General features: G+C 57.5%; 22 protein-coding genes, 1 tRNA gene and 2 pseudogenes. 19 read left to right on the top strand and 6 right to left on the bottom strand.

Annotated features, from left to right (window positions below; genetic code table 11):
* Positions 1 to 97: 97 nt before the first annotated feature.
* Genes aroC through IFT75_RS01615 form a run of 3 tightly spaced genes read left to right on the top strand, consistent with a single transcriptional unit; the run spans position 98 to position 2,938 of the window.
* Positions 98 to 1,189, top strand: a complete 1,092-nt coding sequence (gene aroC / locus IFT75_RS01605) for a chorismate synthase (RefSeq protein ID WP_192052965.1) — start codon at positions 98 to 100, stop codon at positions 1,187 to 1,189.
* A 5-nt stretch (positions 1,190 to 1,194) separates the two neighbouring features.
* Positions 1,195 to 2,373, top strand: a complete 1,179-nt coding sequence (locus IFT75_RS01610; RefSeq protein ID WP_192053417.1) for an MFS transporter — start codon at positions 1,195 to 1,197, stop codon at positions 2,371 to 2,373.
* A gap of 19 nt (positions 2,374 to 2,392) precedes the next feature.
* Positions 2,393 to 2,938 carry an acireductone dioxygenase gene (locus IFT75_RS01615; protein ID WP_192052967.1) on the top strand — a complete coding sequence of 182 codons (546 nt, stop codon included), beginning with the start codon at positions 2,393 to 2,395 and terminating at the stop codon, positions 2,936 to 2,938.
* A gap of 173 nt (positions 2,939 to 3,111) precedes the next feature.
* Here IFT75_RS01615 and IFT75_RS01620 read toward each other — a convergent pair whose 3' ends face one another.
* Entirely contained in the window at positions 3,112 to 3,390 is a 279-nt protein-coding gene (locus IFT75_RS01620; protein ID WP_043185483.1) for a DUF3509 domain-containing protein, read from the bottom strand.
* A 359-nt stretch (positions 3,391 to 3,749) separates the two neighbouring features.
* Here IFT75_RS01620 and IFT75_RS01625 point away from each other — a divergent pair, with 359 nt between their 5' ends.
* The 10 genes from IFT75_RS01625 to IFT75_RS01670 all read left to right on the top strand — a co-directional run bounded on the left by IFT75_RS01625 (position 3,750) and on the right by IFT75_RS01670 (position 13,253).
* Positions 3,750 to 4,271, top strand: a complete 522-nt coding sequence (locus tag IFT75_RS01625) for an ankyrin repeat domain-containing protein (RefSeq protein ID WP_122476308.1) — start codon at positions 3,750 to 3,752, stop codon at positions 4,269 to 4,271.
* Between the two features lie 63 nt (positions 4,272 to 4,334).
* Complete coding sequence (locus tag IFT75_RS01630; RefSeq protein WP_122794999.1) at positions 4,335 to 4,865, top strand: hypothetical protein; 531 nt, start codon at positions 4,335 to 4,337, stop codon at positions 4,863 to 4,865.
* A 90-nt stretch (positions 4,866 to 4,955) separates the two neighbouring features.
* Positions 4,956 to 5,147, top strand: a complete 192-nt coding sequence (locus IFT75_RS01635; protein ID WP_043185491.1) for a PLDc N-terminal domain-containing protein — start codon at positions 4,956 to 4,958, stop codon at positions 5,145 to 5,147.
* 200 nt (positions 5,148 to 5,347) lie between these two features.
* Entirely contained in the window at positions 5,348 to 7,435 is a 2,088-nt protein-coding gene (locus IFT75_RS01640; RefSeq protein ID WP_192052969.1) for an LTA synthase family protein, read from the top strand.
* A gap of 176 nt (positions 7,436 to 7,611) precedes the next feature.
* On the top strand, positions 7,612 to 7,848 hold the full coding sequence (locus IFT75_RS01645) for a hypothetical protein (RefSeq protein WP_122476302.1): 237 nt from the start codon (positions 7,612 to 7,614) through the stop codon (positions 7,846 to 7,848).
* A 220-nt stretch (positions 7,849 to 8,068) separates the two neighbouring features.
* The gene (locus tag IFT75_RS01650) at positions 8,069 to 8,410 is read left to right on the top strand and encodes a ribonuclease E inhibitor RraB (protein ID WP_122476300.1); all 342 of its coding nucleotides are present in this window, start codon (positions 8,069 to 8,071) and stop codon (positions 8,408 to 8,410) included.
* A 376-nt stretch (positions 8,411 to 8,786) separates the two neighbouring features.
* The gene (locus tag IFT75_RS01655; protein WP_122476298.1) at positions 8,787 to 10,196 is read left to right on the top strand and encodes a circularly permuted type 2 ATP-grasp protein; all 1,410 of its coding nucleotides are present in this window, start codon (positions 8,787 to 8,789) and stop codon (positions 10,194 to 10,196) included.
* 12 nt (positions 10,197 to 10,208) lie between these two features.
* On the top strand, positions 10,209 to 11,159 hold the full coding sequence (locus IFT75_RS01660; protein ID WP_122476296.1) for an alpha-E domain-containing protein: 951 nt from the start codon (positions 10,209 to 10,211) through the stop codon (positions 11,157 to 11,159).
* A complete protein-coding gene (locus IFT75_RS01665) occupies positions 11,156 to 11,989 on the top strand; it encodes a transglutaminase family protein (protein ID WP_122713900.1) in 834 nt (277 codons plus the stop codon). The genes IFT75_RS01660 and IFT75_RS01665 overlap by 4 nt, the downstream gene beginning before the upstream one ends.
* Positions 11,990 to 12,527: 538 nt before the next feature.
* Positions 12,528 to 13,253 (top strand): amidotransferase, encoded by a 726-nt coding sequence (locus IFT75_RS01670; RefSeq protein WP_192052970.1) that lies wholly within the window; start codon positions 12,528 to 12,530, stop codon positions 13,251 to 13,253.
* A 34-nt stretch (positions 13,254 to 13,287) separates the two neighbouring features.
* On the opposite strand, the gene IFT75_RS01675 is transcribed toward IFT75_RS01670, so the two are convergent.
* Together IFT75_RS01675 and IFT75_RS01680 are read right to left on the bottom strand one after the other, a co-directional pair.
* Complete coding sequence (locus tag IFT75_RS01675) at positions 13,288 to 14,259, bottom strand: magnesium and cobalt transport protein CorA (RefSeq protein ID WP_192052972.1); 972 nt, start codon at positions 14,257 to 14,259, stop codon at positions 13,288 to 13,290.
* A 188-nt stretch (positions 14,260 to 14,447) separates the two neighbouring features.
* Positions 14,448 to 15,137, bottom strand: a complete 690-nt coding sequence (locus IFT75_RS01680) for a crotonase/enoyl-CoA hydratase family protein (RefSeq protein ID WP_192052974.1) — start codon at positions 15,135 to 15,137, stop codon at positions 14,448 to 14,450.
* 213 nt (positions 15,138 to 15,350) lie between these two features.
* On the opposite strand from IFT75_RS01680, the gene IFT75_RS01685 reads away from it, so the two are divergent.
* Positions 15,351 to 15,440 (top strand) — tRNA-Ser (locus IFT75_RS01685).
* Positions 15,441 to 15,847: 407 nt separating this feature from the next.
* Here the strand turns inward: IFT75_RS01685 and IFT75_RS01690 are convergent.
* Both IFT75_RS01690 and IFT75_RS01695 read right to left on the bottom strand, forming a co-directional pair.
* The gene (locus IFT75_RS01690) at positions 15,848 to 16,816 is read right to left on the bottom strand and encodes a DUF932 domain-containing protein (RefSeq protein ID WP_122743646.1); all 969 of its coding nucleotides are present in this window, start codon (positions 16,814 to 16,816) and stop codon (positions 15,848 to 15,850) included.
* Between the two features lie 2 nt (positions 16,817 to 16,818).
* Positions 16,819 to 17,214 carry a hypothetical protein gene (locus tag IFT75_RS01695; protein ID WP_192052977.1) on the bottom strand — a complete coding sequence of 132 codons (396 nt, stop codon included), beginning with the start codon at positions 17,212 to 17,214 and terminating at the stop codon, positions 16,819 to 16,821.
* A gap of 363 nt (positions 17,215 to 17,577) precedes the next feature.
* Between IFT75_RS01695 and IFT75_RS21545 the strand changes: the two genes are divergently transcribed.
* Both IFT75_RS21545 and IFT75_RS01705 read left to right on the top strand, forming a co-directional pair.
* Positions 17,578 to 17,817, top strand: a complete 240-nt coding sequence (locus IFT75_RS21545) for an AlpA family phage regulatory protein (RefSeq protein ID WP_122794995.1) — start codon at positions 17,578 to 17,580, stop codon at positions 17,815 to 17,817.
* Complete coding sequence (locus IFT75_RS01705; RefSeq protein ID WP_122801090.1) at positions 17,814 to 19,295, top strand: YfjI family protein; 1,482 nt, start codon at positions 17,814 to 17,816, stop codon at positions 19,293 to 19,295. The genes IFT75_RS21545 and IFT75_RS01705 overlap by 4 nt, the downstream gene beginning before the upstream one ends.
* A gap of 7 nt (positions 19,296 to 19,302) precedes the next feature.
* Here the strand turns inward: IFT75_RS01705 and IFT75_RS01710 are convergent, their stop codons facing one another.
* A complete protein-coding gene (locus tag IFT75_RS01710) occupies positions 19,303 to 20,034 on the bottom strand; it encodes a hypothetical protein (protein WP_122743643.1) in 732 nt (243 codons plus the stop codon).
* Between the two features lie 346 nt (positions 20,035 to 20,380).
* Here IFT75_RS01710 and IFT75_RS01715 point away from each other — a divergent pair, with 346 nt between their 5' ends.
* The 3 genes and pseudogenes from IFT75_RS01715 to IFT75_RS21550 all read left to right on the top strand — a co-directional run.
* Complete coding sequence (locus IFT75_RS01715) at positions 20,381 to 21,523, top strand: inovirus-type Gp2 protein (protein ID WP_192052981.1); 1,143 nt, start codon at positions 20,381 to 20,383, stop codon at positions 21,521 to 21,523.
* 186 nt (positions 21,524 to 21,709) lie between these two features.
* A pseudogene (locus tag IFT75_RS01720) lies at positions 21,710 to 21,835 on the top strand (IS3 family transposase); the annotation flags it as partial.
* A gap of 683 nt (positions 21,836 to 22,518) precedes the next feature.
* Positions 22,519 to 22,773, top strand: a pseudogene (locus IFT75_RS21550) (HAMP domain-containing protein); the annotation flags it as partial.
* Positions 22,774 to 22,915: the final 142 nt, after the last annotated feature.

The following is a 22,915-nucleotide window of genomic DNA, read 5'->3' on the forward strand; positions in this document are numbered from 1 at the left end:
ACTGGGGCGTCCGGCTAAGGTTCAGGGATGAACTGGCCGTCGACCCTGCGTATACTGGCGCTCTGTCTGATTCGGTTGATTTCGCGGAGCGCCCTGCATGTCCGGCAATACCTTCGGCAAGCTGTTCACTGTCACCACCGCTGGCGAAAGCCATGGCCCGGCGCTGGTCGCCATCGTCGACGGCTGTCCGCCAGGGCTCGCAATTTCCGTGGACGACCTGCAGCGCGACCTCGATCGACGCAAGCCGGGCACCAGCCGGCACACGACCCAGCGTCAGGAGCCCGATGAAGTCGAGATTCTTTCCGGGGTGTTCGAAGGGCGTACCACCGGTACCTCCATCGGCCTGCTGATTCGCAATACCGATCAGAAATCCAAGGACTACTCGGCGATCAAGGATCTGTTTCGCCCGGCCCACGCGGACTACACCTACCATCACAAGTACGGCGAGCGTGACTACCGTGGCGGTGGCCGCAGCTCGGCGCGCGAAACGGCCATGCGCGTGGCCGCAGGCGCGATCGCCAAGAAGTACCTGGCCACCCAGGGTATCCAGGTCCGCGGCTACATGAGCCAGCTGGGCCCGATCCCGATTGCTTTCAAAAGCTGGGACGGCGTGGAAGACAACGCCTTCTTCAGCCCCGATCCGGACAAGGTCCCGGAGCTGGAGGCCTACATGGACCAGCTGCGCCGCGACCAGGATTCGGTCGGCGCCAAGATCACCGTAGTGGCCGAAGGCGTCATGCCGGGGCTGGGCGAGCCGATCTTCGATCGCCTGGACGCCGAGCTGGCCCATGCCTTGATGAGCATCAACGCCGTCAAGGGCGTGGAAATCGGCGCCGGTTTTGCCTGCGTCGCCCAGCGCGGCACCGAGCACCGCGACGAGATGACGCCCGAAGGGTTCCTCAGCAACCATGCGGGGGGTGTGCTGGGTGGTATCTCCTCGGGCCAGCCGATCGTTGCCCACCTGGCCCTCAAGCCAACGTCCAGCATCACCACGCCGGGTCGCTCGATCGACGTCCACGGCCAGCCGGCGGACGTCATCACCAAGGGCCGCCATGACCCGTGCGTGGGCATCCGCGCCACGCCCATCGCCGAAGCCATGATGGCCATCGTGTTGATGGACCACCTGCTGCGCCATCGCGGGCAGAATGCCGAGGTCAAGGTCGACACTCCGGTACTGGGCCAGCTTTGAGCGCGGTGCCGCCGCCGGCGGGGCATTCGGTCCCGTATTGGCGGCTGTCCACTTTCTACCTGTTCTACTTCGCCCTGCTCGGGTCGACGGCGCCGTTCCTGGCGCTGTACTTCCACCATCTGGGCTTCGACAGCGCGCGCATCGGCGAGCTGGTGGCGATTCCCATGCTCATGCGCTGCGTGGCGCCCAACCTGTGGGGCTGGCTGGGCGACCGCACCGGTCGACGCCTGGCCATCGTGCGCATCGGTGCGGTCTGCACGCTGGCCAGTTTTTCCCTGATCCTGGTGGACACCGGCTACGCCTGGCTGGCAATGGTCATGGCCCTGCATGCCTTTTTCTGGCACGCGGTACTGCCACAATTCGAAACCCTGACGCTGGCGCACCTGCAGGGGCAAACCGCACGTTACAGCCAGGTCCGCCTGTGGGGCTCGATCGGCTTCATTCTGGCGGTGGTGGGCCTGGGCCGGGTATTCGAGAGCCTGAGCCTGGACACCTATCCCTATGCGTTGCTGTTGATCATGGCCGGTATCGTCGCGGCCAGTGCGTGGGTGCCGGATGTGCCTGCCGGCGAGGGCCCGCGCCGCACGACGGGGGAGGGCTTCATGAAACAGCTGGTGCGCCCCGGCGTATTGGCGTTCTATGGGTGTGTGGGCCTGATGCAGCTCAGCCACGGCCCGTACTACACGTTTCTCACCCTGCACCTGGAGCAGTTAGGCTACAGCCGTGCAGTGATCGGCATGCTGTGGGCCGTCGGAGTCGTGGCCGAGGTCTTGATGTTCCTGGCCATGAGCCGGATTCTGGCGCGCTTTTCCCTGCGTCATGTGCTCATCGCCAGCTTCCTTCTGGCGGCCGTGCGCTGGCTGCTGCTGGGCAGTTTCGCCGAACACCTGTGGCTGCTGGTGCTGGCGCAGCTGATGCACGCCGCCACCTTCGGCAGCTTCCACGCGGCGGCGATCCATTTCGTGCAGCGCAGTTTCGGCGCCCATCAGCAGGGTCAGGGGCAGGCCCTGTATGCCGCACTGGCTGGCGTCGGTGGCGCCTTGGGTGCGCTGTACTCCGGCTACCTGTGGCAATCACTGGGCGCCACCGGCACCTTTGCCCTGGCCAGCCTCGCCGCGTTCGCTGCCGCGTTGATCATGCTCAGACGCACACCCCATGATCTGCCACCTGTGGCCAGTCACTGAAACCATTCGAGGAATTTGCATGAGCCGCCTGAGCGTCTATCACCACAGCACTGCGGACATCCCCAACAAGGTGCTGAGCCATGCCGAAGACATTGCGGCCACTTTGGCGGAGCTTGGTGTGCGCTTCGAGCGCGCCGGGTCGACGCTGCCCGTGTCGTTCGAGGCGGAGCCCGAAGAGGTTGTCGCAACCTGTCGCGCCGAGGTCGACACCTGGATGGCCCAGGGTGGCTACATGAGCGTGGACGTGCTCAGGCTCGACGAGAACGACGCGCAGCACACCCCGACGCAGGCCGAACTGCTGCGCGAGCATCGTCTGGCAGGGGAGTGGGTGCTGTGCGTGCTGGCCGGCCGCGCGCTGTTGAACCTGCACGTCGGGGGATACCTGTACGCACTGTTGTGCGAGCGTGATGATCGCGTCGTGGTTCCAGCGGGCATGGCCCACTGGCTGGACATGGGCGAGCGGGGGCGATTGATTGCGTTGCGTGTGTTCACCGATTCACACGGCTGGTGCCCAGATTACGTGGTGCAGCCAGCGAACGATCTGTTTCCGAGGCTGGACGACTGATCCGGCTTTTATCGAGGCGAAAAAAAACCCGATACCAGGATGCGCCAGGTATCGGGCTTTAGAAGAAACAGAGGTCAAGCAACAGCGTTCAATCAAACAGCAGGAGTCAAACGAACAGCGGTTCAGCGAATACGTGCCAAGCAACGCTTGCCAGGCAGATCAGCTCGCGCTGATCAGGCCGAGTGGTAGGTCGGCAGGGCGAAGCGGTTCTGGCTTTGCAGCATGTTGATCGCTGGCAGCTGGCTGGCTTCGCCGGCCAGGTCGCGACGAATCGCGCTGATGACCCAAGTCAGTTGCTCAGGAGTGTGCAACTGAGCGTAGGAAATCGAGCGTTTGATCTGTTTGCCATCGGTATCACGCAGGGTCAGCAGGACAGCACCATCCGGACGCGGCTGGGTGGTCACTTCGTACTCGGAGAAAACGGAAACGAATTTTTCGTGGAGGAAGTTCATGTGCAGCTCCTAGCAAGTTGGCAGGCATGTCTAGGTAGTTGCAGCGAGTGTGCCAAGTTTCGTTAAATATAAAATCCCTGTAAATCAACAGCTTGTGAATATCGCAAAATTCGGGCTCCGTGCAATTTGCATGAATGGTCGTCGGGCATGCTGCATTTTGCGCGGCGTGGTGGGTCTGACGGTAAGTCGCCCGGAGGGAATGGCAGGCGCAGCACGGATTTTTTCCCGCGTCACTACTGTCTATGACCACAAATCGCCAATAAATTCCCGCTTCCAGGGGCGATAGCCAGGCTCTGTTGCAGGCTTGAAGCCCAGCGGGAACACTGCCTACCGTGAACCATTTGCCAGGAGGTTTTGCCATGACCCAACCCGACGCTCGCCAGATGAACGACGAAGAAGCGGCCGAGTTCGCTGAACAAGTGTTCGACGTCGCTCGCAACGGTGATGCACAGATGCTCGAGCGCCTGCTGGAGAAGGGCCTGCCGCCCAATCTGCGCAACCACAATGGCGATACCTTGTTGATGCTGGCGACCTATCACGGCCACCTCGATGCGGCACGCGCGCTGCTGCAATACAAGGCCGACCCGCTGATTGCCAACGACAAGAACCAACTGCCCATGGCTGGCGCCGCCTTCAAGGGCAACCTGCCAATGGTGCAGTTGCTGATCGAGCAGGGGGCCCCGGTCGATGGTGCATCGGCCGATGGCCGGACCGCGCTGATGATGGCCGCGATGTTCAATCGCACGGAAATGGTCGAATACCTGCTGGCGCAAGGCGCCAACCCGAACGCGGTGGACGCCCAAGGCATCGATGCGCTGGGCGCCGCGCGTGCCATGGGGGCCACGCTGACCATCGAACAGCTGCAGAAGCTGGCGGCCTGATACCCGCCTGGCTGAATTGCGGCTATCCTTGCGGCCTTTTTCCAGCGCCGCAGGGGTTGCCTCATGAAACAGTCACTTGTCGAACTCATCGGTAAAATCGGTTCGGGCTGCATGCGCGATGAAGACATCGAACGCATTGCCGATGAGGCCGCCCAGGCCTACGCCGATCCCCAGGCCTTCCTGGCCGCCAACCCCGACATCAACTACGACGACAGCTTTGCCATCCCGCTGGGCGAATGGGTCGTGGTGGGCAGCCTGCCCGACACGGTCATTTTCCAGGCCGACACCTACCCCGAGCTGCTGCAGCAGATCATCGACTCGTTCGGGCCCGACGTGACCTTCAATATCAAGCCCAAGCAGCTGAGCAAGGTCGAGGCGCTGACCGCACTCAATCGTATCCAGGTGCAACTGGGAGCCATGAGCAAGGAAGAGGGCGGCTATGTGCTGTTCAACTTCAGCCAGCCACTGGACGATGAACTGCAGATGGTGCTGGTGTACGGCAAGGACGTGGATCGGGTGGTGGCGCTGGGCGCCGAATTGCACATCGTGGCGGTACCTGCCCTGGAGGCATTGCGCGTCGCACTGCACGTCTGAACGCCAGTTCCAGCTTTCGCTCGGTTGCCACGGAACCCCTGCGACACGCCGCTATCCTAGTTGATGCATGCCATCCACAAGGAGTATCACATGGGTTCCACTTTCAATAGCCTGATCGGCCTGATCATCCTCGCGCTGGACATCTGGGCGGTCATCAACGTCATCAAGAGTGGTGCCTCGACCGGGGCCAAGGTCCTGTGGGTACTGCTGATCATCCTGCTGCCGGTATTGGGCCTGATCATCTGGGCCATCGCTGGTCCACGCGGCAACGTACGGGTCTGAATACAACAGGTCGAACCTGCAACGGGTTCGACCTGCCAGCCCTGCCGACGTATCATCCTCGGCCCGACCGCCGTTTCGCGGCCGCAGCAAAGAATCTGAACGGAATTTTCACCTGTCTTCACGGACAATCCGCGCCCAGATTTCACCTTCGCGTCACCCATAGACCCTAACCGACAGACCTCAACGGACCTTTCCCACACATGGCTACTCCGGACGCCTTGAGTCAAAAGCAGGCCGCGCGCGGCACCCTGCAACCGACCGTCAAATCGCACCTGGCTTATACCCTGCTCAGCGGCCTGGCAATCATGCTGATGCTCAGCGGATTGCGCCTGGCCTTGCTGATGTACAACCGCGAGATGATCGGTGATACGCCTGCCAGCACCTTCGTCGAAGCTTTCCTCAATGGCTTGCGCTTCGACCTGCGCCTGGTGGTGTACCTGCTGATTCCACTGCTGCTGGCGGTACTCAGCGCTCGCGCCATGCGCTGGCGCGGGCTGTTCCGCGCCTGGCTGACGGTAGTGTCCAGCGTGGTGCTGCTGTGCGGCCTGATGGAGATGGACTTCTACCGCGAGTTTCACCAGCGCCTCAACGGGCTGGTGTTCCAGTACGTGAAGGAAGACCCCAAGACCGTGCTGAGCATGATCTGGTATGGCTATCCCGTGGTGCGCTATCTGCTGGCGTGGGTCTTCGTGACCTGGCTGCTGAGCCTGGTGTTCAAGGGCTTCGACCGCCTGACCCGTCCGCGTATCGCCACGGCGGCCAGCGTCGGCAAGCCGGTGGCGCCGTGGTATGCACGCGTCGGTGTGTTCGTGGTCATCCTGCTGATTGCCGTGGTGGCCGCACGCGGCACCTTGCGCCAGGGTCCGCCGCTGCGCTGGGGCGACGCCTACACCACCGATTCGAACTTCGCCAACCAGCTGGGCCTCAACGGCTCGCTGACGCTGATCGCCGCAGCGAAAAGCCGCATGTCCGAAGACCGCGACAATATCTGGAAGGCGACCCTGCCGCAGGACGAAGCGCAGAGCGCCGTCCGTGAAATGCTGTTGACGCCCCACGACACCCTGGTGGACAGCGACACCGCCGCGGTGCGCCGCAACTTCCAGCCGCCTCAGGCCAACACCCTGCCGATCAAGAACGTGGTGGTGATCCTGATGGAGAGCTTTGCCGGTCATTCGGTGGGAGCGTTGGGCGCCGAGGGTGGCATCACGCCGTACTTCGACAAGCTGGCCCAGGAAGGCCTGCTGTTCGATCGCTTCTTCTCCAGCGGTACCCATACCCATCAGGGCATGTTCGCTACCATGGGCTGTTTCCCCAACCTGCCGGGCTTCGAATACCTGATGCAGACTCCCGAGGGCAGCCACAAGCTCTCCGGCCTGCCGGAGATGCTCAGCGCCGCGCGTGGTTACGACGACGTGTATGTCTATAACGGCGACTTCGCCTGGGACAACCAGTCCGGGTTCTTCAGCAACCAGGGCATGACCACGTTCATCGGCCGCAACGACTTCGTCAATCCAGTGTTCTCCGATCCGACCTGGGGCGTGTCCGACCAGGACATGTTCGACCGCGGCAACGAAGAACTGGCCAAGCGCGGCGCCGCCGGCAAGCCGTTCTACGCACTGCTGCAGACCCTGTCCAACCACGTGCCCTACGCTCTGCCGGCGAATCTGCCAGTGGACAAGGTCACCGGGCGCGGCAGCCTGGACCTGCACTTGACCGCCATGCGCTACTCGGACTGGGCCCTGGGCCAGTTCTTCGAGAAGGCGCGCAAGGAGCCGTACTTCAAGGAAACCCTGTTCATCGTGCTGGGCGACCATGGCTTCGGTAACCAGAAGCAGATCACCGAGATGGATCTGGGCCGCTTCAACGTACCGCTGCTGCTGGTCGGGCCGGGCATCCAGGACAAATTCGGCAAGGTCAACCACACCGTCGGCTCGCAGCCCGATGTGGTACCGACCATCATGGGCCGCCTGGGCGGCGCCAGCCAGCACCAGTGCTGGGGACGCGACCTGCTCAACCTGCCTGCCGGCGACCCCGGCTTCGCCGTGATCAAGCCTTCGGGCAGCGAGCAGACCGTGGCGATCATCAAGGGCGACCGCATTCTGGTCGAGCCCCGTGACATGGACACGCGGCTGTATCGCTATCAGCTGGGCCGTGAATTCGACGCCCAGCTGATCCCTGATGCCGACGATGTGCCGCAATTGCGGGCCAAGCTGGACTCGTTCATCCAGACCGCGACCAAGAGCCTGCTGGACAACACCGCAGGTGCGGTGGAAAGCAAGCAGGAGTAAGCACCTGGTGTACTGTAAAAGGCCCTTCGGGGCCTTTTTTCATGGGCGTGTCGGCGCTGGATTGGCACACGTCCGGCAATCCACCGTCTGGAACGAATCCCCGCCGCTGCGAGTCAACGTTGTGTGAGCGTATCAAGCAGATTCCTGCCTGAATTCCGTCGAGGAGATGTACACCGATGAAAGAGTGGAAAATCAGCTTCGTCAACAAGGATGGCGTGCTGGACAGCATGGCTATCCGTGCTGACACCTGCCCGTCGATCGAAGAGGCGGCAACGCTCGTTCGCTCCAAGCTGTACCCCGTCGCAGCCGGACTGGATGAAGTCAATCTTCCCGACAACGTTGCCTCGCCGGTTGCCAAGACCCTCAAGTCGCAGCACAGCGTGGAAATCACGGCCATCACCGAAGTCGCTTGAATTTCATCTGATCCGGGCCATTGGCACGGGCCCGGCCTTCGCGCTACTCTGCTGGCAGGGTCCCCACGGATCCTGCTGCTCGTTTTCGTACCATGCTTCTTGCAACAGGCTCGATTCCAGGCGCCGCGTCCTCGACGCTGCACCGCACCCATTCCTTGTTCCGAGGAGGTTCTGGAAGTACTGAAAGTCTATCCGTCGTTATTGCTGAGGGAGACGATTCATGAGCACAACCTATCAAGAAGACATCAGCAGCAATGTATTGCGCCGCATGAAAGAGGGCGGTTTCGATTTCGCACGCATTCATCCTATCGAGTTCTATGCGGTCTTTCCCGATGAAGACCGGGCGCGGACGGCTGCCGGCAAGTTTCGCGGCGAGTCGCTCAATGCCCAGATAAGCGAGCGCGACGACGGTGCCTGGCACCTGGAGTTGAGCAAGCTGATGTACGCGACCTACGGCGGCATCGGTGAATTCGAGCAGGATTTCGAAGCCGTGGTCGAGCCTCTGGGAGGCGAAATCGAGGGGTGGGGCGTGAAGCACGAGGTCCAACGCCCGCAGGCCTGAAACCAGGTGGACCACGGCAGCGCCGTGGTTCACCCGCTCAGCGAATTGCAGGCAAAAAAAAGCCGCTCACAAGGTGGCGGCGAAAGGGAATTCGGTGACTCGCAATGGGGCGCCAAGCTTTTGCCGGTGCCGATGAATTAAATATGCACTAACGCTGCAAGCTATTGAATTCAACTCTGTCTATGCTGGTCATAGCCTCAAGCCGCTTGAAATATCCGCTTCGCAATGAAGCGTATGTCAGCGGCGTTCGGACGTTGCCGCACAATAACGGTGCACGGTTCCCGGCTGGGAATTCCAAGCGCTTGATTTAATGGCACATATGCCGATGGCACGGGCCTTGCGAAGGCTCTTGGGTCCGGGTGACAAGGAGTACGGCATGAGCCGCACCTATTATGATGAGATGTACGATGCCGATGGCCAAGTTCGCCCGCATTACCGGGAGTTCGCCCGTTGGTTGGCCGATACGCCGCAGGAACTGCTTGCCCAGCGTCGACGCGAGGCCGATTTATTGTTTCATCGAGCCGGCATCACCTTCACCTTGTATGGCGACGAGCAGGGTACCGAACGGCTGATTCCCTTCGACACCATTCCACGCAGTATTCCTGCCAGCGAATGGCGCATCGTGGAGCGTGGCTGTATCCAGCGCGTCAAGGCGCTGAACATGTTCCTCGCCGACCTGTATCACGACCAGCGCATCATCAAGGCCGGGATCATCCCTGCCGAACAGGTGCTGGCCAACGAGCAGTATCAACTGGCGATGCAAGGACTGGACTTGCACCGCGATATCTATTCGCACATTTCCGGGGTCGACCTGGTGCGCGACGGTGACGGTTCCTACTACGTGCTGGAAGACAACCTGCGCACGCCCAGTGGCGTGAGCTATATGCTCGAAGACCGCAAGATGATGATGCGGCTGTTTCCCGAGCTGTTCGCCGCGCAGCGCATCGCTCCCGTGGATCACTACCCCAATCTGCTGCTCGATACCTTGAAAAGCTCCAGCGCGATCGACAATCCCAGCGTCGTGGTACTGACGCCGGGCCGGTTCAACAGTGCGTTCTTCGAACACGCCTTCCTGGCGCGCGAAATGGGCGTTGAGCTAGTGGAAGGGGCGGACCTGTTCGTGCGTGACGATAAAGTGTTCATGCGCACCACCGACGGACCCAAGCCGGTGGACGTGATCTATCGACGCCTGGACGACGCATTTCTCGATCCATTGGCCTTCAACCCCGACTCCATGCTCGGCGTTCCCGGCCTGCTGGCCGCGTATCGCTCCGGAAACGTGGTATTGGCCAATGCCATCGGCACCGGCGTGGCCGACGACAAGTCGGTCTACCCCTTCGTCACCGACATGATCCGCTTCTACCTGGATGAAGAACCCATCCTCAAGAACGTGCCGACCTGGCAGTGCCGCAAGCCTTCGGAGCTGTCCCATGTGCTGGCCAACCTGCCCGATCTGGTGGTCAAGGAAACCCAGGGCTCGGGTGGCTACGGCATGCTGGTAGGCCCTTGCGCGAGTGCCGCCGAGATCGAAAACTTCCGGGCGCGCCTCAAGGCCCGACCCCATGCCTACATCGCCCAACCCACGTTGTCGCTGTCGACCTGCCCGACGTTCGTCGAGAACGGCATCGCACCGCGCCACATCGACCTTCGCCCCTTCGTTCTGGCCGGCCGTGAAACCCGCGTGGTGCCAGGCGGCCTGACCCGTGTGGCGTTGCGTGAAGGCTCGCTGGTGGTGAATTCGTCGCAGGGCGGCGGGACCAAAGACACCTGGGTGGTCGAGGATTAAGGATGCCTGCCAATGCTAAGTAGAACTGCCTCTGATCTGTATTGGATGTCGCGCTATCTGGAGCGCGTCGAAAACCTCGCGCGCATGCTCGATGTCAGCTATTCGCTGTCGTTGATGCCGCAGGATGGCCGCGGTGACGGCCTCGACGAAATCGCCATGCCGCTGTTGATCACCGGCACCCTGGAAGACTACCTGGAACGTCACGGCCAGCTACATGCCGAGCGCCTGCTGCATTTTTTCGCCCTGGATCCGGCCAATCCGGCCAGCATCTACAGCTGCCTGGGTGCGGCACGGGCCAGCGCCCATGCGGTACGCGGGCGGATCACCGCCGACATGTGGGAGAACATCAACTCCACCTGGCTGGAGATCCGCGGGATTGCCGAGCAGGGCGTGGGTCGCTATGGCATGAGTCGGTTCTGCGACTGGGTCAAGGAGCGCGCCCACCTGTTTCGTGGAGCGACCTATGGCACGCTGATGCGCAACGATGCGTTCCGCTTCATTCGCCTGGGCACCTTCATCGAGCGCGCCGACAATACCCTGCGCCTGCTCGACGCGCGTTACGAGATGCTCGGCGACGATGCCTATTCGGTCGACGACAGCTCGGCCCGTGGTTACTACCAGTGGAGTGCGCTGCTGCGCGCGCTGTCGAGCTTCGAGGCTTACACCGAAATCTATCGCGATGCACCGGCCGCCAAGCCGGTGGCCGAACTGTTGCTGCTGCGCGCCGACGTGCCCCGTTCGCTGCGCGCGTGTACCGAGGAGATCAACCAGATTCTCGCCGACCTGCCCGGCGCCAATGGTCGCCCGGCGCAGCGCCTGGCCGCCGAACTGGATGCACGCCTGCGCTACACCGGTATCGACGAGATCCTCGACGAAGGCCTGCACGAGTGGTTGAACGAACAGATCCCGCTGGTGCGCCAGTTGGGCAATGCGATCCACAGTGCCTATCTGGAGGCTGTATGAGGCTTAACATCAGTCACGAAACCGCCTATCACTACGATGACGAGGTGCGCGCCAGCATCCAGTACCTGCGCCTTACGCCGCATGACAGCGAGCGCCAGCGCATTCTCAGCTGGCAGCTTGACCTGCCGCGCCCGGTGCGCGCTCAGCTCGATCCGTTTGGCAACATTCTGCATGTGCTGACCCTGGACGACCCGCACGACGCGATCATCATCGGCGCGCGCGGCCAGGTCGAGATCGACGAGACCCGCGAGGCCGAACACGAGACACAGTCACCGTTGCCGTTCCTGCGCTTTACCCGGCTGACCGAGGCCGACGACGCCTTGCGTGCCTTTGCCGCCGAACAGTGCCACACGCGGCGCGACCGCAATGGCCTGATCGACCTGATGCAGGGCCTGCACCAGCACATCACCTATACCAGCGGTGCGACGGCCGTGGATACCTGTGCCGCGCAAGCTTTCGCCAGCGGCGCCGGGGTCTGTCAGGACCACACCCATGCCTTTCTTGCCTGTGCCCGCAGCCTGGGCGTCCCGGCACGCTATGTCTCTGGCTACCTGTTCACCGAGGACACCGAGCACATGGCCAGCCATGCCTGGGCCGAAGCCTGGCTCGACGATGCCTGGTACAGCTTCGATGTGACCAACCAATTGGCGCGTCCGGAACGCCACTTGAAACTGGCGATAGGCCTGGACTACCTGGATGCCTGCCCGGTGCGCGGCATGCGTCGCGGTGGCGGTTTCGAGCAGATGCACGCCAAGGTACTGGTCGCGCCGAGCGCACCTGTGGTCAGCGTGGCCACTGCGCCGCAGTCCCAGAGTCAGACTCAAGGCTAGATTTCGGACGTGCGCCTGCACAGGCGCCGGTGCGGCGGGAGCGCCCTGAGGTTTGACCGCGAAACGTCAGCTGAACAGCCTGCCCAGATTGGGCAGGATCAGCACCAGCGTCATGGTGAACACGATGAGTCCGGCCTGGCGGATCTTTGGATGTTTGAACATGGCAGACTGCCTATGAGTTATGTTCTTCCTGGCGCCAACCCATGCTGCAACCTTGGTTGAGCTTGGCGAAAAGGTGCACCCCCCACGACTCGATGTGCCCATACGGCCGCATCAATAGTCACGCTTTTACCTTAGAACCCTTGATTGACGGGGCTTAGAACGCTTTGCCACGGTAGGCAGGGTCGTTTCGATCAAACTCGACTAAGGAACTCTTTTGCCGATTTTGAACATGCCGTGCTAGACGCCCAAGAAGGCGAATGCAAGCTCGGGGGTGTGAATTACCGTTCATCGGGCAAATCCGGCGCAGCTTCACTTGCCAGCCAGCGCCGATAACGGGCAGGCTTGCTACCTGCGTTCCCTCTCCATCGAGTGACCTATGACCCTCAACATCTGCATCCTGGAAACCGACGTGCTGCGGCCCGAACTGGTCGAGCAATACCATGGCTACGGCCGCATGTTCGAAACGTTGTTCGCCAGCCAGCCCATTCCTGCCAAGTTCACCGTGTTCAACGTAATGAACGGCGAATACCCACCGGCCGATGCCCACTACGATGCGTATCTGGTCACCGGTAGCAAGGCTGACTCCTTTGCCACCGACCCGTGGATCGAAACGCTCAAGACGTTTCTGCTGGAGCGCTACCAGCGCGGCGACAAGCTGCTCGGCATCTGCTTTGGCCATCAGTTGCTGGCGCTGCTGCTGGGCGGCAAGGCAGAGCGCGCGACCCAAGGCTGGGGCGTGGGCACCCATGAATACAGCCTGGCCAACCGTGCGTCCTGGATGAGTCCGGAAGTCGAAACGTTGACCCTGCTGATCAGCCATCAAGACCAGGTGACGTCGCTGCCGCAGAACGCATCGGTCGTGGCGTCGAGCGAATTCTGCCCATTCGCGGCCTATCAGATCGGTGATCAGGTCCTGTGTTTCCAGGGGCATCCGGAATTCATCCATGACTATTCCAGAGCGCTGCTCGACATTCGTCAGCAGCATCTGGGCGAGCCGGTGTATCAGAAAGCCATTGCCAGCCTGGACCGTGATCACCACGGCATCACCGTGGCTGAATGGATGATGCGTTTCGTCGCGCAGGGCACCCCGCCCGCGGCGTGACGCTCGTGCCCTGGCAGGGTCGGACAGCGCGCGGCTACAGCCAGCCAGCGCGCTTGAAGCCGGCGAACAGGCCGGTGCAGCCGGACGCGATGACCCCTAGCACGATGTAGTAGCCGTAGTGCCAGGTCAGCTCCGGCATGTTTTCGAAGTTCATCCCGTAGATACCGGCGACGGCCGTGGGAAAGGCCAGGATCGCTGCCCACGCGGCAAACTTGCGCTGGGTCAGGCTTTGCCGCGACGACTCCAGCAGCAGGCCGATCTCGATGGTCTGCGTGGCGATGTCACTCATGGTCGCCAGGTCCTCCATCTGCCGGTTCACATGAATCTGCACGTCGCGGAAATAGGGGCGCATGTTCTTGTCGATGAACGGGAAGTCCAGCCGCTGCAGCTCTTCACTGATCTCGACCATGGGCGCTACGTAGCGGCGCATGCGCAGCAGCTCGCGGCGCAGCCCGTGCAGGTGCTGGATATCGGCTTCGTTGAGCGAGCCACCGAGCACGCGGCGCTCCAGCGATTCGATTTCGCAGTGAATGGTCTCGCTTACCGGCTGGTAATTCTCGGTGACGAAATCGAGCAGAGCGTAGAGCACGAAATCTTCGCCGTGATCGAGCAGCAATGGTCGCGCTTCGCAACGCTTGCGCACCGAGGCGTAGGAGGCCGAGTGGCCGTTGCGGCAAGTGATGATGTAGCCGCGTCCGGCGAAGATATGGGTCTCGACGAACTCGACTTTGCGGTCTCGACGGATCGGCGAATAGGTCACGATGAACAGCGCATCGCCGAAGGTTTCGAGCTTGGGTCGACTGTGCACTTCGAGGGCGTCTTCGATGGCCAGCTCATGCAGGTCGAACTGTTTCTGCAGTTGACTCATCTGTTCGGCGTCGGGCTGTTCCAGGCCGATCCATACGAAATGCCCCGGACGCCGCGCCCACTGCGCGCCGTCGTCGAGGCTGATGTCGGTAATCTTCTTGCCCGCGCTGTATACCGCGGCGGCGACCACTCGGCCCATGATGCTCACTTCTTCGATTGGCAGGGCGACCCGGTATGGGCCTGCTGTGGATAGGAGTGTTCCGGCGCGGCGCAGTTCGCGGTTCAGTTCATGGATCGCGCATTGCACTGCGCAGCGGCCTGCTCACGCCCGCCACAGTGAAGACCTAACGTGTAGGCAGTATTCCCTACCGCTCGTACTGGCGCGCCTTAGAAGCCTTGCTCTTGGTCAATCCGGATGGCTTCGTCCAAGGTCTCCAGGAACGCTTTACGTGCCTTGAGTTTGGTCCTGGCGTGGGCCTTCATGTTGAGCTTCTGCAAGCGTTGCGCCGCAGCGAGGGCGGCGGCCTGCAGCTGCTCGGGCGGCACCACCTCATCGAGAAAACCGGCCTGCAGCGCCCCGGCAGGATCGAACATTTCCGCACCGATCACCGAGCGCTGGAAGGCTGAACGGCGCAGGCGATCCCTGGCCAGTTCGATGCCGGCGTGGTGCATGGTCATGCCGATCTGCACCTCGTTCAAACCGATATGGAACGGGCCTTCCACGCCGATCCGGTAATCGGCCGACAGCAGCAGGAACGCACCCTTGGCCACGGCGTGTCCTGGGCAGGCCACGATGACCGGGAACGGATGGCTCAACAGCCGACGGGCGAGGGTAGAGCCCTGGGTGACCAGACTGATCGCATTCTCCGGGCTCGAGGTCATGACCTTGAGGTCGTAGCCTGCCGAAAGGATGCCGGGTTGACCGGTGATGACTACCACGGCGCGCGCCTCTACGGCCTGATCCAGAGCCTCGTTGAACGCCGCGATGACGGCAGGCGAGATGGCGTTCACCTTGCCGTTGTTCAGGGTCAGGGTGACGATGCCGCCCTCGAGTTGGTAATCGATCAGCTCACTCATACCGGTATTCCTTGTCGTGTTGTGGCGCCGACGTTACCCAGCCTTGCCGGCCGGGTAAAGCGCCGTGACTGACTGGCCGGTCACGCTGACAGGCCCGAGGGAATTTGGCGCTGGGCTTAAGCGCATGAAAAACTTGCAGAAAAGCTTTGCCATCACGAACGCTATCGACTACATTAGCGCGCCTCGACACACCGAACAGGTGCGCCGAGAAACGGTGAAGTGTCCGAGTGGCTGAAGGAGCACGCCTGGAAAGTGTGTATACAGGAAACTGTATCAAGGGTTCGAATCCCTTCTTCACCGCCATATTGTACCTAGAGAGCCCCGCTATGCGGGGCTTTCTGCATTCTGAGGTTCGTTGTTCCCCCATCCGGTCCCCCACTTCAATGTCGCGTCTCCCCGAACCTCTATCCGCCTACAGCGCTGCAGACGAGCGAAGGTCCTCACAGGTTTCAGGTGGCGTGGACAGAGCGTTGATAAAGCTGCAGAGCAACGCGATCAGCATTGCGCAGCACATCACTGCGAGTGCTAGGTTGATCTTCACCGCTACGACTAGGGTCGCCGAGTACAGTGCGACTGCAAGCGTGAGCAGTGCGCATACGATTTTGAGTTTGTGCATTCTGGTTCTCACGTAATTGAGCTGATGTTCAGTTGCAGCAGCCACATAAAGCCCGCCACATGGCGAGCAGGTATCGGTTGGTGGTCTGCTCTTGCTACGCCGCTAAGCTTAATGCGCTGTGAAGGGCTCTTTGCTTGAGGGCAGCGCCCTGGCCGAACCAGGCGGAGTCCATCCGGTAGTCGGCGGATCGAGCTCGTTTTTCGTGATCAACGAACTCGGTCACCGCATTCAGCAGCCCCCATGCGGTGCCTTTGGCTGATGTCAGGTCTGAGCCTTTGCCTTTACCCTCGAATAAACTGTTTGCTTTCGCAATGGCGTGGCGGTTGTTGTGTTGGCCCTGTGGAGAAGCGCTGGTGCCGGCGACGCTGAGTACCTGATTGAAGAACGCGTCGGCTTCCTTGCGCGAGACTTTTCGCTCACTGAGGATCCGCATCTCGTACATGAATTGCTCCCAGCGTGATACTGCAATACCTAACTGCTTCTTGACGAGGTCAGGGTTGAAACTTGTGCTGTGGGGGACTTTGATAGCGGTCGTACTGCCATTGAGCGATAATGCCAAAGTATTATTGCACACCACGCGGACAGTCGTAGGCGTTGCCGTAGTGGCAAGGGTGCCGTCACAGGAGGTAGCAAGCAACAGATAACCTCCGACATGGTCACCTCCCTTGAGCGCTACCGACTGGCCCGTTCGTGCTAGCGCCCAGAACTTCCGGCCGCCTTTCAATACGCCTGCTGTCTCCAGCTCATACCCCGAGACCTCTGTGAGGTCTCGGTAGAACTCGAGCACTTCGTTTGGCTGAACGACCTGGTAGCGTTGCGACACTACCGAGAGCGGCTCTTGTGTGTCGGAGCGGTACAGAACCTTCTGATCAGGGAAGGTATGGATCGGAGCCAGTAGCCCTGATCCAGTGGATTTGAAATGAACGGCGCTGGATTCAATCCGCCAGTCCATGCCTGCCTCACGCTGCCAGATCTCAAGCGATTGATTCGGCGAGAGACGATTCCCTAAGCCATGCCAAGGTGTTTCGCCGATATACGCCATTTGGTGTACTTCATGAGCCATGATTAATTTCCTTGGGCAGGGTTTGATTGGTTGTGGTTATCGGGACGCTGGGCGGACTGGCTGACTGGATCGAACATGCATCCGCAGCCTAGGCAAACATGCGTATGGAGATCACCGTCTGGTATGTTTCGCAGCTTGAGTTGCACTGATCTAGCGAGTGCTTCAACCAAGTTCTGAGAAAGTTTCTCCAGTGTGTGATAGGCAGCGGACTGTGGTATGGCGGGATAGCACGCTTTCAAACGGCTGAGGATGAGTACATTCACCGCTTCAGCACACAGTGCGAGACGTTGTGTGGCTTTGATTGAAGCAGTCTTTCTTGATTGGCATTGCGGGCATATAGCGGGCATGGCGATTCCAGGATGGTTGGTCGCCTTGGTGATATAGGTTTCAAAAATCATGCAATCGCCAGTTCTTAGTTAAATGGTAGGCGACGGGCCTCTCTATGGTAAGAGAACTGATCTTCTCACGCTGTGAGAAAAGGGAGGTGATCCAGTGGGTTCAATTCGAGAGGAGCGCTAGTTCTCGTCGGGAACATATTGAAAACCTGCTAATCGGACACGAATTAGCAGGTTTACAGCTAAGCGCCGACATCGCGACGAGCGTGAAATATTCGATCTCATACTTGGGCTATTTTCGGCAAAAAAATGCTGCAGGCCAGACGTGGCATGGCTTAGGGAGTTTCTACTGGAAGCAGAAGCGAGCCTGGGTTCGCGGGTACAGGTAGCTTAAGACTCGTTCTGACCCAGCCCTTGAGGTGATTTATGAATGATAGTCGAGTGAAGTCAGTGCTGTCGCTTCAGCAACTGGTGAAAATTTTGCAGATTAGCCGATCCACGGTATACGGTCGGCTTGATAAAAAATCTTGTCAGTATGACTCCACATTTCCAAGACCGATAAAGCTATATTCTTCCGTTACGAGTAACGGTCGTATTGGGTTTATAGAGGAGGAGGTGATGCACTGGGTGTTCCAGAAAGCGCAGCAGAGGGATGAAACTGTATGAGTATTCAGGGTGCCCTTGGGGGTAATTATCCTAAGTTAGATTTTCCTTACTTGCAATCTCTAGAACTCTTAGAGTTTAGAGATCTAATAAGCGAACTGCATATATCAACTCAAGCTCCTGTTGGAATTGTAGCCGCGTCGCTCATTTCCGCGCTTTCAACAGTTTTTCAAGGGTTGGTGGATGTAAGAAAGCCACCAGGGCAGGTAAGTCCTGTTTCAATATTAACGCTGACTATTGCCAATGCAGGGGAGAGAAAAGGGACTGTGGAAAAACTTTGCTTTGAACCAGTTATAAAATTTCAGGAAAAACTGCGGAAAGAATATCGAGAAAAAATCTCTGACTGGGAAATCTCTCTCGAATTATGGAAAGGAAAAATAAAAAAAGCCCAACAGAGTAATTTTAAATCAAAATTGAAAATGGAGGATGAATTCGATGAACAGATTGCACACTTAATGAGCGTGAAGCCTATCCAGCCCCGAGAGCCCCAGATAGTCTACAACGAGTCGACTCCTATTGCGCTATTTGAGGGAATGAGCAAAAAGACGGAAAATGCCGTACTTCTGTCTAGCGAAGGTAGCAGTATGTTGAATGGACGGGCATTTTCGGATATGACGAAATTCAACAGCGCATGGGATGGTGATGAGATTCCTATAAACAGGATCAGGGGGAGCTTTATTTGGAAAGGAAGGTTATCCGTCGCAATCCAAGTCCAACCAGGACCTTTTATTCGGTTTCTTGAAAAGCGGGGCGTTGAAGCGAGAGACTCGGGTCTGCTAGCTCGATTTCTGGTGTCATATCCGAGAACTACCCAAGGATCGCGTTTTACCACAAATACTGGTTCATTAGGGGATAACTATCAACGGTATCTGTTAGCTATGGCATCGCACTTGGAGTTAGTTAAAGAAAAAGCTGAAGTTTTTAGCGGGCGTGACATAATTGGGTTCGATGCCAAAGCTGTTGAGCTGTGGAATCAGACCTTCAATAACGTTGAGTCTTTAATGCAGGTTGGGGGGTTATTATACGAATCTAAGGATATCGCTAATAGATTGATGGATAATACCAGTAGGTTGGCCGCACTATTCCACTGCTACAGCAGCGGCATTGACGGAAGCATTTCGGTAGAGGTGTTGCGCGATGCAATTAGTGTTGTTAATTGGTATTTGGCCGAAACTATGGATATATTACATCAGCCATCGCAGCAGCAGATTGATGCAGTTGCGTTAGATGGCAAGCTGAATGAGTATCGTCACGCTAATCACCGTTATGTTCGTAAATCAGTTGTAATGCGAGTGGCTCCAGGGGCTGAACTGAGGCGGAAAGACAGATTCAATCGAGCATTGGACGCGCTCATTGACGACAATCGAATTAGAGTTGTTCCTTATCTAGACCATCTGGTGATAGACCTAATTCCATGGTATCCCGATGATCAGGCTGCTTTGAACAATGTAATACTACAATTTAGAAATAGAAATAATTAGTAGAAAATCACTGCTTTAGTGTTTTTCCCGGATTGACAATATTTCTCAACTTTTCATTTGAATTGATCATTTCTGAAAGCTGGTCATAGCATTTCATGGCGCTAGATGAAAGATTTAAACTTTTACTTATTTTACGAGATACGACTACCTCAGCAATCATTGAGGCTGCTTGTGCTTCGCTCGACCATCCGGCAGGAGGTGATTCTTCTTCTAAAAGGCTTGCGATGGCTTCAATTCGTGCTGTGTATTTATCCGATTTGGTTTTGCCTCCTTTGCTGGCGCGAGAAAGCTTAACCGTTGTCATAGGGCCTGAAGTAGAATACTCCATCCCCTCAACTAAGCCAGCGTGATACCAGAAATGTTGCAGTGCCTGGTGGGCTTTGTCAGAATCGAGTTCATTAAAATATATGGCATACGAAAGATGCCATATACCCCTTAGGATTTCGTCCCTAATTGCATTTTGCTTGGTGTTTTTTTTGGGTGTCTCAGCTTTGAGGTATCCTAATTCGTTGAGGAGTTGATCGATTTCAGGTAGCTCTGCCGGGTTGGTTTCGATAAATTTTTCCAATTGTTTTATCGCGGAATCTTTCAACTGGACATGAACTAGGGTACCAAGTTGTTCTATAGCAACCAGTAAAGACCAAGTGACCGATTTTGAGGCGCGATATTTGATGTATAATTCCAGATGAGTCAGGTCTTCATCGCCGGAATAAAATTCTCTTCCTTGTTTGTCTTTCATACGGAAACTCCTTGGTTGTGCGCACCTTGTCAAGGTTAGGGTATGATTTTCGCCCCGTATGTGCAAGCAGTATGCATTCCAGCACGCCGCTAGCGTCAAATTTTTAATCGCTGCATGCCTGGAAGTCGTTATAGCGCAAAGTACTTTGCAGGGTTCTAGAACCGTGATTATGAAGGCGTTAACTACTGTTGGCGCCTGCTGCTGCGTGGGTTTCAGTAGTTTATAAATATGGATCTTTTCATATACCGTCTTAATGCCGCCTAGATTTATTTGTTGAGGTGTAAAAGTTTAGTGTGTGGGGCGTGGATGTGTTCAATTCTTTTTCATGTATTCCGGGGTATTGTTTATGTCTACTGTCAGTGTTAGCTGCGTGCGTCCTGATCCGCTCGCATCTTCAATTAAAGTGCTAAGTGATGCTGCATTATTGTTCGTGAAGCAAAGCATGCCTGAGGTAAAACCTGGAGTAGTGGAGCTCGATGAGGAATATGATGCGAGAAGCTGGTTGGCTTTTAGGTTGTTGCCTTTGTTGCAAGATCTAGTTGCGACCAAGCATCAGTTGTATTCAGTCGGCCATGCTAAAAATGGTGAAGCTAGAATCACCTTTCATTCGTTGGGGCGTAGGTTTATTAACTGCATCAAAAGAGATATTCGAATCTCATTTGAGATGTTTCCAAGTGCTCAATTCAATCCTTACTTTGAAGTATTCTACAACGCGGTATTAAAGCATCACTTGGTGCCATCGGAAACTTCGTTCTCTGGAACCAAAGGGGAACACGTGAATGAAGCAGTCCATAGGTTGAATGCCTGCATCTCTGAATTTCGTGCTGAGGTCAGTACCGTAGAGTTTCGAAGTAGGCTTAAAGCTTTTAGGAGGCCCATTAAAAGGCAATACGATACGCTCATGAGATACACGGCTGAGCTCTTTGCAAGACATTCGAGAATGTTGATCTTGAGGGTTGATTTATCCTACTTACAAAAATACCGATTGGCCAAACATATCACTGGCACAGATGCGTGTAGACATCGAGATATGCTACTGAAAGATCTGCAAAATGGCGCATTTGGGCCAATGCTAGGTTACGCATGCAAGCTAGAGTTGGGGCGATACAAAGGCTATCACATTCATGGCTTGTTCTTCTTTGATAGCTCAGCAATGTGTAAGGATGTAATTTTGGGGAAGCGTATTGGCCAGCATTGGGATAAAGTTATTACTGGAGGGATGGGCAGTCATTATAATTGCAACGCGCGCAAGGAGCGCTATAAAAAATGCTTTCTGGGCTTGGCACATTGCACAGACCCAATAGCGCGAGAGGGCTTTGAACTATATGCAGCCTATGCGACAAAGCCTGATGAACTATTGCGGCTTGCGTTACCAGGTATACAGGCGTTCATCAGAGGTCGGCTGGCTCCTCGGAAGGAAGGCCCGAGGAGGGGGAGGCCTCGGGCAGCCGAGAAGGGTAGGGATCAATGGCCTGAGTCACTTAGATAACTGCTGTCCAGGTAGCTAATAGGCTTCGTCGAACACGTTGGGCCGGGCCGGGTTTGGTAAGCAAATTCTCAGTACTGGCAGCTCGACCGGTAAGCTCGGGGCAAATAGCGCCAAGGTTGGTCCATTGAGATCAGATCTCTTTTGCTCCGGGAGCGACTGTCTGCGCTCTTCAGGGGAGGTCCTTTAGCGCAACGGGACATCGGTCGGTATCTGATGCAGCAGTACAACTGTCGGCGACCGCATCAGTTCAATGGCGGGTTCGCGCCTGCGGTCGCTGAGGAAAAACTTAATTCAGTGTCCGGAATCAGTTGACCACTACAGGCATGCTCAGCGGTGACACCAACGCAGTAGCCAATGCAGCACGCAATGCTGAAAAGCTTAACGATGCCTATGCGACTCTTGCTGCGCAGGACGCAAAATTTAGCACCCAACTGGCAACGACAGACCGAGTTCAGACGTTGCGTACCGCTAGTGTGCAGCTGGTTGAACGCGCCAAAGCAGGCGAAGCACCTTTGGTGATCTTTTCCGCGTGGAACGACCAGTTAACCGACCTAATGAATTTCGTTTACTACATTACGGCCACTTCCGGCATGATTTTGGACGAAGATGCAGGTTCGTTGTACCTCATCGATCTAAGCTCTATACGTCTGCCTCGGCAAATAAATCTGGTCGGACAGATTCGCGGTCTGGCCAGCGGTTTTAGCGCTGACCGTCCTCTGGACGACACCACTCGTATTTTTGCCCAGACTTTGTTGAAACAGGAGCTGCTAATGCGTCAAGAGTTGCAGCAGAGCCTTTCCCTGCTTCGCCGAGAAGAGCCGAAATTATCTGGTGTAGTTCAGCCGTCTGTAACAACAGCCATTACCGACCTGGAAAATCTGCGTAAAGACCTGGTGGACTACCTTGATCCGAGCAAGCGCTCAAACGTGAATGCCAACACCTTGGGCGAGCGTGGAAACGCCGTCGTTGCTCAGTTTTACAAAGCTCAGGATCAGATGCAGGAATCGCTGCGAATTCGAATTGATGAGCGTCTGAATACACTGAGTAATGAGCGTACTTTCGGCACTGAGCTATTTATCGCCATTGCGATACTGCTGCTCTATGCGTTCGTCGGCATCTACAAGGCTCTGCGGATTGGGGTTGATGAGCTCCTAGCTGTGACGGCACGTATTGCTCAAGGCGATCTGAGCGCGCGCGTCCGAATCAACAGCCACGATGAAATCGGTGATGTAGGCGAGGGACTTAACCGCATGGTAACGGCCTTCTCTGGCTCACTGAGCCAGGTGGAGCGTAGCTCGCATTCAGTCTCAGATGCGGCAAAGCGACTAGAAATCTCCATAGGCCAAGCCAAAGCCTCAATGAACTCACAACAGGCTGAAACCGAGCAGGTTG

This window comes from Pseudomonas sp. CFBP 8758 (genome assembly GCF_014841725.1).
In the GTDB taxonomy this organism is placed as follows: Bacteria; Pseudomonadota; Gammaproteobacteria; order Pseudomonadales; family Pseudomonadaceae; genus Aquipseudomonas; species Aquipseudomonas baltica.

What these genes read in the sequence shown, in the direction of transcription:
- IFT75_RS01665 (WP_122713900.1), top strand. Translation starts at nt 11,156, where the DNA reads ATGAGGCTTAACATCAGTCACGAAACCGCCTATCACTACGATGACGAG.
- IFT75_RS01695 (WP_192052977.1), bottom strand. Translation starts at nt 17,214, where the DNA reads ATGATTTTTGAAACCTATATCACCAAGGCGACCAACCATCCTGGAATC.
- IFT75_RS01660 (WP_122476296.1), top strand. Translation starts at nt 10,209, where the DNA reads ATGCTAAGTAGAACTGCCTCTGATCTGTATTGGATGTCGCGCTATCTG.
- IFT75_RS01640 (WP_192052969.1), top strand. Translation starts at nt 5,348, where the DNA reads ATGGCTACTCCGGACGCCTTGAGTCAAAAGCAGGCCGCGCGCGGCACC.
- IFT75_RS01655 (WP_122476298.1), top strand. Translation starts at nt 8,787, where the DNA reads ATGAGCCGCACCTATTATGATGAGATGTACGATGCCGATGGCCAAGTT.
- IFT75_RS01645 (WP_122476302.1), top strand. Translation starts at nt 7,612, where the DNA reads ATGAAAGAGTGGAAAATCAGCTTCGTCAACAAGGATGGCGTGCTGGAC.
- IFT75_RS01675 (WP_192052972.1), bottom strand. Translation starts at nt 14,259, where the DNA reads ATGGGCCGAGTGGTCGCCGCCGCGGTATACAGCGCGGGCAAGAAGATT.
- IFT75_RS21545 (WP_122794995.1), top strand. Translation starts at nt 17,578, where the DNA reads ATGAATGATAGTCGAGTGAAGTCAGTGCTGTCGCTTCAGCAACTGGTG.
- aroC (WP_192052965.1), top strand. Translation starts at nt 98, where the DNA reads ATGTCCGGCAATACCTTCGGCAAGCTGTTCACTGTCACCACCGCTGGC.
- IFT75_RS01705 (WP_122801090.1), top strand. Translation starts at nt 17,814, where the DNA reads ATGAGTATTCAGGGTGCCCTTGGGGGTAATTATCCTAAGTTAGATTTT.
- IFT75_RS01650 (WP_122476300.1), top strand. Translation starts at nt 8,069, where the DNA reads ATGAGCACAACCTATCAAGAAGACATCAGCAGCAATGTATTGCGCCGC.
- IFT75_RS01715 (WP_192052981.1), top strand. Translation starts at nt 20,381, where the DNA reads ATGTCTACTGTCAGTGTTAGCTGCGTGCGTCCTGATCCGCTCGCATCT.
- IFT75_RS01710 (WP_122743643.1), bottom strand. Translation starts at nt 20,034, where the DNA reads ATGAAAGACAAACAAGGAAGAGAATTTTATTCCGGCGATGAAGACCTG.
- IFT75_RS01680 (WP_192052974.1), bottom strand. Translation starts at nt 15,137, where the DNA reads ATGAGTGAGCTGATCGATTACCAACTCGAGGGCGGCATCGTCACCCTG.
- IFT75_RS01690 (WP_122743646.1), bottom strand. Translation starts at nt 16,816, where the DNA reads ATGGCTCATGAAGTACACCAAATGGCGTATATCGGCGAAACACCTTGG.
- IFT75_RS01625 (WP_122476308.1), top strand. Translation starts at nt 3,750, where the DNA reads ATGACCCAACCCGACGCTCGCCAGATGAACGACGAAGAAGCGGCCGAG.
- IFT75_RS01615 (WP_192052967.1), top strand. Translation starts at nt 2,393, where the DNA reads ATGAGCCGCCTGAGCGTCTATCACCACAGCACTGCGGACATCCCCAAC.
- IFT75_RS01630 (WP_122794999.1), top strand. Translation starts at nt 4,335, where the DNA reads ATGAAACAGTCACTTGTCGAACTCATCGGTAAAATCGGTTCGGGCTGC.
- IFT75_RS01670 (WP_192052970.1), top strand. Translation starts at nt 12,528, where the DNA reads ATGACCCTCAACATCTGCATCCTGGAAACCGACGTGCTGCGGCCCGAA.
- IFT75_RS01635 (WP_043185491.1), top strand. Translation starts at nt 4,956, where the DNA reads ATGGGTTCCACTTTCAATAGCCTGATCGGCCTGATCATCCTCGCGCTG.
- IFT75_RS01620 (WP_043185483.1), bottom strand. Translation starts at nt 3,390, where the DNA reads ATGAACTTCCTCCACGAAAAATTCGTTTCCGTTTTCTCCGAGTACGAA.